The organism is Chryseobacterium shigense (assembly GCF_014207845.1).
GTDB classification, from domain to species: Bacteria; Bacteroidota; Bacteroidia; order Flavobacteriales; family Weeksellaceae; genus Chryseobacterium; species Chryseobacterium shigense_A.
Window position 1 is genome coordinate 134830 of the sequence record NZ_JACHLC010000006.1, and the last position, 14163, is coordinate 148992.

General features: G+C 32.7%; 13 protein-coding genes. All 13 read left to right on the forward strand.

What is annotated here, in order from left to right:
• The 13 genes from HNP36_RS17950 to rimO all read left to right on the forward strand — a co-directional run bounded on the left by HNP36_RS17950 (position 1) and on the right by rimO (position 13697).
• Entirely contained in the window at positions 1-873 is an 873-nt protein-coding gene (locus HNP36_RS17950) for a dTDP-4-dehydrorhamnose reductase family protein (protein WP_184166013.1), read from the forward strand.
• 123 nt (positions 874-996) lie between these two features.
• Entirely contained in the window at positions 997-2382 is a 1386-nt protein-coding gene (locus HNP36_RS17955) for an oligosaccharide flippase family protein (RefSeq protein WP_317168988.1), read from the forward strand.
• Between the two features lie 5 nt (positions 2383-2387).
• On the forward strand, positions 2388-3539 hold the full coding sequence (locus HNP36_RS17960; protein WP_184166008.1) for a glycosyltransferase family 2 protein: 1152 nt from the start codon (positions 2388-2390) through the stop codon (positions 3537-3539).
• Positions 3539-4600: an EpsG family protein gene (locus HNP36_RS17965; RefSeq protein ID WP_184166004.1), complete on the forward strand. Its 1062-nt coding sequence runs from the start codon at positions 3539-3541 to the stop codon at positions 4598-4600. Before HNP36_RS17960 ends, HNP36_RS17965 begins: the two co-directional genes overlap by 1 nt.
• The gene (locus tag HNP36_RS17970; RefSeq protein WP_184166000.1) at positions 4597-5385 is read left to right on the forward strand and encodes a glycosyltransferase family 2 protein; all 789 of its coding nucleotides are present in this window, start codon (positions 4597-4599) and stop codon (positions 5383-5385) included. Before HNP36_RS17965 ends, HNP36_RS17970 begins: the two co-directional genes overlap by 4 nt.
• A 3-nt stretch (positions 5386-5388) precedes the next feature.
• On the forward strand, positions 5389-5946 hold the full coding sequence (locus tag HNP36_RS17975) for a DapH/DapD/GlmU-related protein (protein WP_184165997.1): 558 nt from the start codon (positions 5389-5391) through the stop codon (positions 5944-5946).
• Positions 5947-6316: 370 nt separating this feature from the next.
• Positions 6317-7690, forward strand: coding sequence for a DUF4838 domain-containing protein (locus HNP36_RS17980; RefSeq protein WP_410494204.1), 1374 nt, complete (start codon positions 6317-6319; stop codon positions 7688-7690).
• Between the two features lie 10 nt (positions 7691-7700).
• Entirely contained in the window at positions 7701-8834 is a 1134-nt protein-coding gene (locus HNP36_RS17985) for an NAD-dependent epimerase/dehydratase family protein (protein ID WP_184165991.1), read from the forward strand.
• Positions 8835-8850: 16 nt separating this feature from the next.
• Positions 8851-9873: a lipopolysaccharide biosynthesis protein gene (locus HNP36_RS17990; protein WP_184165988.1), complete on the forward strand. Its 1023-nt coding sequence runs from the start codon at positions 8851-8853 to the stop codon at positions 9871-9873.
• Positions 9874-9877: 4 nt separating this feature from the next.
• Positions 9878-10777: an NAD-dependent epimerase/dehydratase family protein gene (locus HNP36_RS17995; RefSeq protein ID WP_184165985.1), complete on the forward strand. Its 900-nt coding sequence runs from the start codon at positions 9878-9880 to the stop codon at positions 10775-10777.
• Positions 10778-10781: 4 nt separating this feature from the next.
• Positions 10782-11744 (forward strand): MraY family glycosyltransferase, encoded by a 963-nt coding sequence (locus HNP36_RS18000; protein ID WP_184165982.1) that lies wholly within the window; start codon positions 10782-10784, stop codon positions 11742-11744.
• 11 nt (positions 11745-11755) lie between these two features.
• Positions 11756-12301: a dTDP-4-dehydrorhamnose 3,5-epimerase gene (gene rfbC, locus HNP36_RS18005; protein WP_184165979.1), complete on the forward strand. Its 546-nt coding sequence runs from the start codon at positions 11756-11758 to the stop codon at positions 12299-12301.
• 94 nt (positions 12302-12395) lie between these two features.
• The gene (gene rimO, locus HNP36_RS18010; RefSeq protein ID WP_184165975.1) at positions 12396-13697 is read left to right on the forward strand and encodes a 30S ribosomal protein S12 methylthiotransferase RimO; all 1302 of its coding nucleotides are present in this window, start codon (positions 12396-12398) and stop codon (positions 13695-13697) included.
• Positions 13698-14163 lie beyond the last annotated feature (466 nt).

Here is a 14163-nt window from a genome sequence, read left to right on the forward strand (position 1 = left end):
ATGAAGAACATTGTAATATTAGGAGCTTCTGGTATGGCAGGACATGTGGTTTATACAGTTCTGAAAGAAAAACTGGATAAACAGAATTATAATATTTTGGGTACAACCAACAGCAATAATTTTTCTGGCATCACCCAAAAATTAGATATTTTTGATACAAGCGTACTAGAGGAATATTTGACGGAAGTAAAACCATATATGGTTATCAACTGTATAGGTATGCTTATAAGAAGTTCAAAACAGTTTCCTGATAAAACAATTTTTGCCAATTCATATTTTCCTCATTTCTTAGCCAGACTGGCTTCCGAAAATTCATTTAAACTTATTCATATTTCAACAGACTGTGTTTTTTCTGGTAAAACTGGAGGGTATACCGAAGATTCAGTAAAAGATGCTGCTGATGTTTATGGGATGTCCAAAGCTTTGGGAGAGATTATTGATGATAAAAACCTTACCATCAGAACCTCTATCATAGGTCCGGAAATAAAAGAAAATGGAGAAGGGTTATTTGACTGGTTTATGAAAACCGGTGAAACCAGCGTTAGTGGATATAAAAGTAATTTTTGGTCAGGAGTAACCACCTTGGAACTGGCTAAATTCATCACTTGGTTAATTGATAATAATAACTTTGATCACTTAATTCACTTAACAAATAGCGAGGCAATTTCAAAACATTCTTTACTGAATATATTTAATGACGTGTTTGAACAGAATAAGACTATTAATGACGATAGAGATTATATCTGTAATAAATCATTTATCAATACAAACAAACAGTTGACATACCAGGTTCCTACTTATCGGAAGATGCTTGAAGAACAAAAGGAATTTATGAAGAATCATTCAGACTTATATAAACATTATAAAATATAAGAATTGAAGAATTCAAATATTGCAAAGCTGATATCAAATTATGGAAGCCGTCTCTGGTCTCTGGTGTCGGTTTTTATTTTCGTTCCTTTTTATATTAAGATCTTAGGGGTTGAGAACTATGCAGTGATTGGTTTTTATACCCTGATCCTGGGAATCATCAGTTTTGCAGATTCAGGTATGTCTTCAGCTGTCATTAAGGAGTTTTCACAGGATGGGCACTCTCCATCATACAAGTACAGTATCTTTAGAAGTATTGAAAACCTGTACCTTATTGTATGTGTTTTCATAATGACAGTTTTAGCCTTTGGCTCAGATTTTATTGCGGGAAAATGGCTGAATTCCAATACTATTGAGATAGGGACGCTTTCTTATTATATCTCTTTAATTGGCATAGGAACAACCTTGCAATTACTTTCATCTTTATACTTTGGAGCTCTTTTCGGATTGGGAGAGCAGGTAAAAGCTAATTTCTATCAGATTATCTGGAATATTTTTCGTGCCGGAATTGTTATACCGGTTTTAATTTTTTATAAGCCGACACTGGAAGTATACTTTCTATGGCAGATTGGCTGTAATCTTCTTTATTTGGCTGTTTTAAGGATGGGATCAATAAGTATTCTAAAAAGTTTAGCCCCTGATCTTAAAAGGTCTTTTAAAAAAATTCCGGAAAATATTCTAAAATATATTGGCGGTATGGTTTTTATCGCAATAATTTCAGCAGTAAATATACAGGCAGATAAAATTATAACCAGCTCTATCTTTTCATTGAAAACCTTTGGTTATTACAACCTGGCATCCCTTATTTCACAGATTCCTGTGATTCTTGGAACCCCATTGGTAATGTTTGCCTTTCCTCTGTTTTCTAAGTTTTCATCTGATCAAAAAAATACGGATATTACTTTTGATAAAATTGCATTTCTGTTAAGTATAATAATATTCCCGATTTCATTTTTAATTATATTTTTTCCTGAAGAAATATTAAAATTATGGAACGGTAAGAATATTGAAAGTGAAATGTTTGCACCATTAGCTGGTGTAACGAGACTGCTGATCACGGGGTCCGTTTTTTTGGCATTACAGCTGCCGTTATTTTATATACTTTTGTCCAAAGGAAAAACAAAATATACCATTTACCAGGGAGTAATACAGGTAGTTCTTGGTATTCCGCTTTTATATTTTTGTGCAAAAACTTATGGATTAGGGGCTGTTCCATTTCCTTGGATCCTGATAAACTTTGGATCATATGTATTTTTACTTTTTATTGTATTTAAAAATTTTATAAAAATAAATTTTTTATATTATTTTAAAAGAACGTTTATTATACCTTTTTTTATTAGTCTCTCAATTTCTTTTTTATTTTACCTGCTGCATAAAATTATTCATGTAAATATAATTTTATACTTGGCACTTATTGGGAGTATATCGCTACTAATGAATATTGTAGTTGATAATATTCTTAATAAAAGGTATTTTAAGGAATATAAACATTTGTATAACTTCCCAAGGTAACAACTATGAATACGACACCACTTTTAAGTATACTTATAGCAACAAAAGATAGAGAGTTTTACTGTATAGAATCTATTAAATCTATCCTTAATTTTAATAGTGATATTATTGAAATATGCGTTTCGGATAATAGTAACAGCGATAAAGTAAAAGATTTTGTAGAACAGGTTAATTCAGCTGCTATCAAATATATTCATACCAATGAGAAAATTTCATTTATTGAAAATTTCAACAGATGTATGGAGCTTGCGTCCGGTAAATATGTAACTCTGATTGGAGATGATGATACCATTCTGAAGACATCTATAGATTATGCCGTATATGCTGATAAGAATAATATAGACAGTATTTCATCTGATAACAATATTTCATATTATTGGCCGGGAGCATTGAAAGGGTATCCTGATGGCCTTGAAACAATTATATTGGCATCTGATGGAATCAGAGAATTTCATCCTAAGAAATATTTATCCCAATTATTGGGAAATGGTTTACAGCATTATCTGCTTTACCCGCTCCCTCGAACTTACCATGGAATTGTAAAAAGAGAGAAGTTGATGGAAGTAAAGAACAAAACGGGTAAATTTTTCGGAGGATTAAGTCCGGATATTTATTCTTCAATATCATTATCCTGCATCATTGAAAAGCATTATGTTGTAGATGTACCATTATCAATAGCAGGGGTATGTGCTAAAAGTGCTTCGGCAAGTAATATAAGAGGAGAGCATGCTGGTGAAATGTCGCAGTCACCACTTTTAAATAACATCAAAGATTATAAATGGAGTATTTATATTCCTTATTTTTATAGTGTTAATACCATCTGGGCTGAATCGGCAATGAAAGCGTTGGAAGATATGGGTGAATCCTCTTTAATAAATGAATTTAATAAATTCAGGTTAATGGCTCATGCTACCATTAATAATAGAAAATCTATCCCAAAGATTATCAAACGCGAAAATCAGTTATTAAAAGCAGAAAGTAAAAAAAGTACGGCTGCTTATTATGGAAAAATGGCTCAGGAATATGCTGTGATAGTTAAAAACAAAATCGAACTCATAGCAAAAAATAAATTATCAAGAAAAAAAGAATATACTTTTACAAAAGTTAGCAATATTTCTGATGCTATAGCTAACTTCGATAATCTAAATAATTCATAATGCTGTTTTATTTATTTCCATACCTGTATATAACCTTTGTATCCCTTAACTTATATTTCAGTAAGGTAAAGATTAACTTTTGGATAATGTTAATTTTACTTATTCCTGCACTTCTGGTTGTTGTATTAAGAGGTAATGTAGGAACAGACAGCTTTTTCTACTTAGCTCTGCTTCAGGATTATAAGCTGTATGGGGAAAGTGGAATGAAGTATGAGCCAGGTTTTGAAATGTTGGGGAAAACTATTGCTTTTCTCGGGGCATCTCCCAGACTTGGGGTTGCTTTAATTGCAGTTATATCCTCCTTTATTTTATGTAAAATATATTCCCGTTCCAGGAATGAAATGATACTGCTGGCATTGTTGGTTTTTCCTCTGTTCTTTTATGATTTTACGATGAACGGTATACGGTACGGGTTAAGTTTTTGTTTAGCAACGTTAGCCGTAGATAAACTCTATGAAAAGAAATATAAACAGTTTGCTCTCTGGGGAATAGTTGCGTTTTTGATACAATACTCTTCATTACTTATACTTCTTTTATTTGTAAGTGTACTTATTAAAAAGAAATACCAGATTCTTTTTCTGGGTGTATTATTGGTATTTATTGTTGTTTCTCCTTCTATATTTTCCTTTTTTATGGAGCGTGTTTCTAATAAAAGTGAAGATTACAGTCAATTATATGCTCCAAGTTTTGTTTCTGGTATGGCACCACTTTTTGTGGTCTTATTGATGTATATAAATTTTTTATGGTTTAACCGGAAAGAAAAATATTCTAAATTAATACATATTATATTGATATGCGAGGTTCTGTCCTTTATCTTTGCCAAATTCAGCTATGCCGGTCTTAGGTTTCAGGGAGCATTTATGTATTGTATGATTATATATTTGAAAAATAACACAAAGAAAATGGATCTTTCCTGGAAGTATACTGCGAATTTATTTGTAGTAAGTGTTTTTGCAATATTATTATTTGTTAAAAACATTACTACGGTTGTTCAAGACGAATTAACCCCCTTTTTACCATATCATTTTTTCTGGGAAGAAAAACATCCTGACAGATTATGAAAGTTTCAGTTATAATACCAATGTATAATGCAGAGAGAACAATTATAAAGTGTTTAAATTCTGTAGTAAATCAGCTTCCTCCGGATGATTTGGAAATAGTGATCGTTAATGATGGCTCTGTGGACAGATCACATGAAATAGTTGAAAAATTTATTCAGGAAAATAATAAATTCGATATAAAATTAATTGATCAGGAAAATAAAGGAGTTTCCGCAGCCAGAAATCTTGCAATTTATGAATCGAAACATGAGCTGTTGGCTTTAATAGATTCTGATGATATATGGTTGCCGGGTAAACTGAAACATCAGCTACAAATTTTATCAAAATATGATGCAGATTTTGTAGGCACTTTACATAATAATCTTGCATTAGGTTTTCCTTATAAACTTGAAGATGATATATTTAGAGTGAGTTTCAGTAAACTGATGATAAAAATGGCCCCCTCTACCATTACCTCTCTTTTTAAGAAAGATCTTATTAAAAGATCAGGGTTTTATGATGAAAAACAAAAATATACGGAAGACGGGAATTTATGGCTAAGATTCAGCAAACATGGCAAAATGATCATTTTAAATAAAAATTATGCCATCGCGGGCGACTTTAAACCCTTATTTGGGCAAAGCGGATTGTCCGGTAACTTAAAAGGAATGTATGAAGGTGAAATAAAGAATATTAAAGATATGGTAGGTTTCAAATATATTAATAGTATTCAATACTTATTATATTTTATCTATATTACATTGAAATATTATCGCCGTATAATTATAGTGAAATTAAGAAAATAAGGTATGTTTTTTAAAATTTTCTGGATCATCAGATATATCCTATATTCAGTTTTTTTTAAAAAAGCTGGATTTCCGGGATACCTAGGTCGCCCGATTATTATTTTGGGTATGAATAAAATCAGTATTGGCAAAAGGGTTAGAATATATCCTAATGCTAGACTGGAAGTTCATGGAAAAGATGCTGCACTTATTATTGAAGATAATGTGGGGATCTCTCAAAATGTACATATTACAGCAGGAGGAATTTTGGTAATTAAAAAATCAGCCACAATTCTGGCCAATACTTACGTTACGGACATTGATCATGAGTATGAAGATGTAAATGTACCCGTATTACAGCAGGAAATGAGCATAAAGAAAACTGAAATAGGTGAAAATTGTTTTATCGGAATGGGGGTGGCAATTCAGGCTGGTACAATATTGGGTAAACATTGTATTGTTGGATCCAATTCAGTAGTTAGAGGGACTTTTCCCGATTATTGTGTTATTGCAGGCATACCTGCTAAAATTATTAAAAAATATAATCCCGAAACAAAAATTTGGGAAAGAGCTAATTTGTGATATAAATAAAAACTGTATTTTGAATAGTATAAAGCTTTTACTTGTTATTTTCCTTTTTATGACGAATTGTAATTTCAATTCGCAGACTTTACTATTGGCAGATAACGGAAAATCACAATACCAGATTACAGTGGCTTCGGATGCCGATAAGAATGAAATTTTTGCCGCAACTGAATTTCAGAGATATTTTGAAAATATTTCAGGTATTAAACTTAATATTACAAAAAAAAACAAACTGGAAGGAAAGTTTTCCATATTTGTAGGAAATAATAAGCGATTTAAAAGTTTAGGGGAAATAGTAAATGATGGCGTTGTTATAAAAACAGATGATGCAGCCAACCTAATAATCTCCGGCGGAAAAGGGAGGGGATTGCTGTTCGGAGTATATACTTTCTTCGAAAACTATTTAGATTGCAGATTTTTTGCACTGGATGAAATAAAAACCCCTAAAAAGACAAATATTTCTATTCCAAAGCTTAATTATAGCTATTCATCACCATTTAGCTTTAGATCCTATTACTCTCTGGAAAATTCAAACAAATCATATGCTGATTTTCATAAAGAAAATTATTTTTTTGAAAATAGATTATACCCTGCTCATTCTTTAGCATGGCTATTACCGGCTGAAAAATACTTTAAAACTCATCCCGAATATTTTGCATTGATAGACGGAAAAAGGAATCCCTCTCAAATCTGTTTCAGCAGTGAGGGAGCTTTTGAGGAATTGGTAAAAGTTCTGAATCGTGAAATAGCAGCTACTCCCAATGAGGTATGGTCGGTAAGTCCCCTGGATTCACCCAATTATTGCCATTGTAACTTGTGTGAAAGCAAATATAGAAAAGGAACTGGTTTTAGTGAAACCTTAATCCCTTTTGTGAATAAAGTGGCAAGGGCTTTTCCAAACAAAATAATAAGTACTTTGGCCTATAATCAGTCACTTCTTCCCTCAACACTTGAAAAGCCTGAAAAAAATGTAGAGATTATGTTTTGCTTTACCAATATTGATAGAAGATACGCTATTGATTCTGAAAAAAATAAAGATGCTAAAAGATTTATTAATGCTTTACAAGATTGGAGAAAGCAGACAGATAATATCTTTATATGGGATTATAATGTAAACTACTTTCATTCCCTTTTCCCGTTTCCAAACTTGAAAACATTTAAACAAAATATATTATATTTCAAAAATATTGGCGCAAAAAAAGTGTTTTTGGAAGGGATCGGTCCCCAGCAAGGTGAATTTTCAGAGCTTAAATCATATATTGCCTCTGAACTTTTGTGGAATCCGGATGCTGATGCAGACCTGTTAATGAATGATTTCCTCATGAATTATTATGGTGATGCATGGAAGGATATTAAAGAATATATTCAAACTTTAGAATTGAATGCTGAAAATTATACTATACCTTTAGATGTGTATGCTAATCCGGTTTTATATAAAGATGGTTATCTGAATAATCAGAATATTGCTTTATATAAAAATATTTTGAATAAAGCACTCAATAAAGTTAAAGCGAATATAAAATATAGCAACAGAATAAAAAAAGAAATACTTTCAATTGAGTATGCTGAACTCGAAATCTACAGTAATACAGCAAACCAACCTGCTGAAAGAAGTAGCAGTAAAAATAAGTTTAATAGTAAATTGAATTCTTTTAAAGAAGAAGCTAAAAAATTAAACATAACATATTTGAGAAATGCAGAGTTTACAGTTGATGAATTTATAAAACAAAAAAGCAGATAAATAACGAATAATGAAAAATATACTTATTACCGGCGGAGCTGGTTTTATCGGAAGCAATCTGGCACTTAAATTAATTGAAAAAGGCCATAAAATTACAATTCTGGATAATCTTTCAACCCAGATTCATGGTGAAAACCCTGAAACTACATCTCCTTTATATAATAGTATTAAAGATAAAGTACATTTCATTAAGGGAACTGTAACATCTAGAGAAGATTGGGAAAACGCTCTGAATGGGCAGCAGGTAATTGTACATTTAGCTGCTGAAACAGGAACCGGACAATCCATGTACTGTATAGAAAAATATACTGAAGTTAATATACAGGGAACGGCAATTATGCTGGATCTGTTGGCTAATAATAAAAATAACGTAGAAAAAGTGGTTATTGCTTCATCAAGATCCATCTATGGAGAGGGTAAATACCGTCATCCGGAATTAGGTATTGTTTATCCTTCCCACAGACAGGAAAATGATATGCTGAACGGTGATTTTGAAGTAAAATATAAAGACGGACAAAAACTGGAGCTTTTGGCTACGGATGAAAATTCAAAGATTCATCCTTCTTCCGTTTATGGAATTACTAAACAGAACCAGGAGCAAATGATTATGACAGTTTGTCCTACCATTGGTATTGCACCTGTTGCTTTTAGGTATCAGAATGTATACGGTCCTGGGCAGTCTTTATCTAATCCTTATACAGGGATTTTATCCATATTTTCTACTCAGATCAGAAATGGAAATGGAATCAAAATTTTTGAAGATGGCCAGGAAACCAGAGACTTTGTTTACATTGATGATGTAGTGAATGCCACTATCCTGGGAATAGAGAAAGAGGAAGCTAATGGAGAAGTTTTTAATGTGGGAACAGGTGTGCCTACAGATGTTTTAACTGTTGCTAATACGTTGATCAGTTCTTACGGAATTGAGGTTCCAGTTACAGTAACCGGAAACTTCAGACTTGGAGACATCCGTCACAATTTTGCCGATCTTTCAAAAATCAATTCTAAGCTAGGCTTTAAACCTTCCGTATATTTTGAAGAGGGAATAAAGAACTTTTCAGGATGGGTGCTTCAACAGGAAATTCAGGAAGATAAACTGAGTAGTTCTCTTGAAGAGATGAAAGCTAAAGGTTTATATAAATAACAAAGTAAAATCACAGATGCTTCAGGGAAAGAATGTTTTATTGATTTCTATCAAATTTTTTAATTATGAAAATTTAATTAAGAAAGAACTGGAAGATATGGGTGCTGCAGTTGATCTGTTTGATGAGCGGCCCTCCAATTCCTTTTTTAGTAAAGCCATTATCCGAATAAAAAAAGAAATGTATTCCGTTAAAATCAATCAGTATTTTAATGAGATCATTGAAAAGATAAAAGATAAAAGATATAATTATTTTCTTTTAATAAAAGGCGAAGCTACACCTAAGTTTTTTCTCGACTTTTTAAAAGAGAATAATCCGGGGATCAAGTTTATTTTTTATACTTACGATTCCTTTAAAAACAATTCCAACGGATTGGATATCTTAAATTATTTTGATGGTAAATTTACTTTTGACAGTCAGGATGCAGTGCAGTACCAAATGAGTTTCAGGCCTTTGTTTTTTGCTCAGGATTATGGAGATCTCAATGATAGAAATAAAAACTTTCAATATGATTTGGCTTTTATCGGAACAGCACACTCAGACCGTTATTCAATCAGTGAAAAAGCAAAATCCTGGTGTGGAGAGCATCAATTGAAAATGTTTACCTTTTATTATTCTCCCAGCAAGCTTCTTTTTAAATATAAAAAAGCAACTGATAAAAATTTTAAAAACTTCGATTACGCAAAAATTTCGTTCAACAGTCTTTCCCATAAAGAGATTATTGATATTTACGGGAACACTAAAGTTATTCTGGATATCAATCATCCCGGACAGAATGGTTTAACAATGAGGACGTTTGAAACCTTGGGAGCCGGAAGGAAACTAATTACTACCAATCCTAAAATAGCAGAATATCCGTTTTATGATCCTCAGAATATTTACATCATAGAAAGAGGCGGTATTGAATTTGATGAAAATTTTTTCAAATCCGATTTTAAAGAAATGAATGCTGAAATTAGAGAAAGTATGTCATTGAAAGGATGGGTAAACGAAGTATTTGGGATATCGTCTATTAAACATTGGGAGCAGGTTTTAAAATAACAATATGAATATAACTGTTTTTGGAGGTTCCGGTTTTATTGGGAAGAATCTTGTAGAATCCCCGATGCTGAATGCAGAAATTCAGGGAGTATCCTTGCGGGACGCTTCCTGGAAGAAAACTGCAGAATCTGCCGACATTATGATTAATCTGGTAGGGAAGGCACATGACCACCAGGGAACCGCTTCCGAAGAGGATTATTATTTTGCCAATGTGGAATTGGTTAAAGAAATATTTGATGTTTTTATTCAATCTGATGCTAAACTTCTTATTCACATAAGTTCAATTGCAGCAGTTGAAGAATTTGAATCCGAAGAACCATTAAGAGAAGATTCCGTGTGTCATCCTTTTTCTCCCTATGGAAAAACCAAGAAACAGGCCGAAGAATGGCTGATGCAGCAGATACTGCCGGAAAACAAGAAAGTCATTATCCTGAGACCCCCGATGATTCATGGACCCGGAGATAAAGGGAATTTAGGACTGCTTTATAAAATCATATCAAAAGGGCTTCCATATCCGCTGGCTTCTTTTGACAACAGCAGGTCTTTTCTGTCTATCAGTAATTTTTGTTTTTTCATATCGGCCATCATTAAAAATGAAAATCAAATGGAAACGGGAATCTATCATATCTGTGATGATGAACCGGTTTCAACCAAAGATATTATTAATATTATAAAGAAGGTTACGAATAAAAAATCACCTAACTTGTCTGTTCCTAAAATACTCATACAAGGAATTGCAAAAGCAGGAGATATCTTACCTCTTCCCATCAATACAAAAAGATTGAAAAAGATGACCGGGAGTCTTCTGGTTTCAAATGAAAAGATGAAAAAAGCATTAAAAATTACAAACCTTCCTGCTTCAGCGCATGAAGGTCTTGAAAACACAATAAAAAGTTTCGGTTAAAACTATGGAATACATTCTCGTCACTGTCATACTGTTTATTTCAATACTGATATATTTCAGAATTGCAGATCAATATAATATTATAGATAAACCCAACCACCGAAGTGCCCATACACAAATCACCTTAAGAGGCGGAGGAATTATTTTCCCAGTTGCCTTTATTGTTTTCTGCTGTTTTAATTTACAGACTGCTATTGAGCATTATGGGTCTTTCGGTCTTGGGCTTCTTGCAATTTGTAGCATTAGTTTTATTGATGATATCAAAACCCTGTCTAATAAAATCAGGCTCTCTGTTCATCTAATCTCAGTTATACTTCTTCTCTATTTTACAGGAGCTTTTGTTTTGATGCCGTTCTGGGTATGGCCCATTTTATTTGTTGTAATTATTGGGACATTGAATGCCTATAACTTTATGGATGGAATTAACGGGATGACAGGTGTGTACAGTCTTGTAACATTATTATCCCTGGCTTATATTAATAAAGATGTGGTTGAATTTACAGATAATGATTTTATTATATATCCGGTTTTAAGCTGCCTTGTTTTTTTATTTTTTAATTTCAGGAAAAAAGCAAAGTGTTTTGCCGGTGATGTAGGAAGTATGGGAATCGGCTTCTGGGTGATCGGGCTTATTGCACTCCTTATCATGAGAACCGGTGAATACAAATACATTCTTCTGCTTTCAATTTATGGAATGGAAGTTGTGCTTACCATCATTGAACGTATATTATTAAAAGAAAATATCTTTGAAGCTCACAGAAGACACCTGTACCAGCTTTTTGCTAATGAAAGAAAAGTTTCCCACTTAGTAATAAGTTCTGTATATGCTGTTTTCCAGCTGCTTGTAAATATTTTTCTAATTCATTCACAACTTCCTGTCTGGGCAATTATTTTGATTATATTTATTCCGGCAGGAGGTATATATTTAGGATTAAAATGGAGTTTAAAAAAACAATATAACTTATAAAAGAAACAGAAATGAAAATAAAAGAAACACCTTTAAAAGATTGTTACATTATTGAACCTACAATTTTTGAAGATGAAAGAGGATATTTTTTTGAAAAATTCAATGAAAAGAAATTTGAAGAGCTAACAGGAATGAACGGGCACTTCGTTCAGGACAATATTTCAAAATCCTCGTATGGAGTGCTTAGAGGTCTTCACCTGCAAAAAGGAGAGCATGCCCAGGCGAAACTGGTATCATGTCTTGAAGGAAGAGTTTTTGATGTGGCTGTTGATTTGAGAGAAGATTCACCAACATTTGGGAAATGGTTCGGAGTAGAGCTTACCCCGGAGAACAAACTTCAATTATATGTTCCGCGTGGTTTCGGGCATGGTTTTTCAGTTTTAAGCGAAACAGCCATTTTTTCTTATAAGTGCGATAACTTCTACAATAAAGAATCTGAAGGCAGTGTAATCTGGAACGATACAGATTTGAACATTGATTGGAAATTACCATTAGAAGCAGTCATTCTTTCAGAAAAAGACCAGGCATTGCCTAAATTCTCTGAACGCAACTTCTAAATAATATATTGAAAACCACTTTTCTAAAGTGGTTTTTATTTTTTGAGCTCCACTCTTTAATATTTTGTATCTTTGCACACTCAAAATCAAAACGATGCGCACAAAATCTGTAGGGAAGAAGAAAATCAATGTTGTTACTCTTGGATGTTCCAAGAACGTATACGATTCTGAAGTATTAATGAGCCAGCTGAAAGCTAATGGGAAAGAAGTGGTTCATGAAGACAAAGGAGATATTGTAGTGATCAACACATGTGGATTTATTGATAATGCCAAAGAAGAATCTATCAATACAATTCTTGATTATGTAGATGCAAAAAACAGAGGTGAAGTCGAAAAAGTTTTTGTTACAGGCTGTCTTTCCGAAAGATACAAACCGGATCTTATTAAGGAAATTCCGGATGTAGATCAATATTTTGGAACAAGAGACCTTCCCATTCTTTTAAAACATTTAGGGGCAGATTATAAGCATGAGCTGGTAGGAGAGAGATTAACAACCACTCCTAAACATTACGCATACCTTAAGATTTCAGAAGGCTGTGACAGACCTTGTTCTTTCTGTGCCATTCCTTTAATGAGAGGCGGGCATATCTCTACACCTATTGAGAAACTGGTTTTGGAAGCCCGGAAACTGGCAAAAAAAGGGACGAAAGAGATTATTCTTATTGCACAGGACCTTACTTATTATGGCCTTGACCTCTATAAAAAGCGTGCACTCGGAGAACTATTAAAAGAGCTGGTAAAAGTTGAGGGAATAGAATGGATTCGTCTTCATTATGCTTTCCCAAGCGGTTTTCCTGAAGATGTTCTTGATATCATCCGTGAAGAGCCAAAGGTTTGTAATTATATTGATATTCCTCTTCAGCATATTAATTCAGACCTGCTGAAGTCCATGAAACGTGGAACAACTCATGAAAAAACCAATGCATTATTAACAAAATTCAGAGAGAAAGTTCCGGATATGGCCGTTAGAACTACCTTAATTGTAGGCTACCCTGGAGAAACTGAAGAAAGATTCCAGGAGCTTAAAGACTGGGTAAGAGAACAAAAATTTGACAGACTGGGCTGTTTTACCTATTCTCATGAAGAAAATACTGGAGCCTATGTACTGGAAGATGATATCCCGCAGGAGGTAAAAGAAGCAAGAGTAGAAGAAATCATGGAATTGCAGTCACAGATTTCCTGGGAGAAAAACCAGGAGAAGATCGGGAAAACATTCAGATGTATATTCGATAGAAAAGAAGGGAACTATTTTATCGGAAGAACAGAATATGATTCACCTGATGTAGATAATACAGTTTTGGTTTCAGCAGATAATACATACATCTCAATAGGAGAATTTGCTGAAGTAAAAATAACTTCTGCAGAAGAATTTGACTTATACGGTGAATTGATCTGATAATGTGTTTTTTACAACAATTATATAATCATATTTTTTCTCTCAAATATTACTGGAAATTATTATAGTTTATATAATTCATAAATTGTTTAAAATTCTGATTTTCAATGATTTGTGTTTTTATTGGATAAAAATCATTTATTTTTTTTTGTAAAAATGAATAAATTTCAAAATTATATCTTAAATTTGCGCAATAAGCAATGTTTTAAAATCAAATGCTTCAATCAGTTGTCTATCTGAAAAGTTAAAACCCTATATCACCTTGAAGGCAGGCACAAGTTGGGATGCATTTTCCCATTTTGAAAATATTGATGAAAAATAATGTAATTTAAATCTTAAAAACTTATGAAAAAATTTTTATTAACAGCGACTATAATACTCCCCAAAATTAAGACAGTAATTTAAGATATGAAATTAGCAAAAAAAAGTTTAATTTTAACATCAAATAAGTTATGTCAACAAGGAG